The organism is Sagittula salina, from assembly GCF_017813235.1.
GTDB classification, from domain to species: Bacteria; Pseudomonadota; Alphaproteobacteria; order Rhodobacterales; family Rhodobacteraceae; genus Sagittula; species Sagittula salina.
The window spans coordinates 1-237 of the sequence record NZ_JAGISH010000093.1 but is presented as its reverse complement, the minus strand read 5'-3'; the positions used below and the strand labels follow the sequence as shown (position 1 = coordinate 237).

Sequence of the window (237 nt, the reverse complement as noted above, 5' to 3'; positions counted from 1 at the left end):
CCTCCGCCATGGCGCTCTGGCTGCCGCTGGTGGCCGCGGCGCCGCTCGCCTGGTGGCTGCGCGCGCTGGTGCTGGGGCTTGGCGCGGTGGTGCTGGTGCTGCTGCCGGGGGAATCCGCCAAGCTCGCCCTCGGCGCCGGGGTGTTGGCGGGCCTGGGCGGCGCGCTGATGCAGCGGCGCACCGCCAGCCTGCTCGGTGCCGTCCTGGCGGTGGCGATCGTGGTCATGCCGGCCGTCC

The 237-nt window shown here is 77.6% G+C and carries 1 protein-coding gene; it reads left to right on the top strand.

All coding sequences use genetic code 11. From position 1 onward, the window contains the following. Positions 1–237: hypothetical protein (locus tag J5474_RS22680; protein WP_209364293.1), on the top strand; the 237-nt coding region annotated here is incomplete at both ends.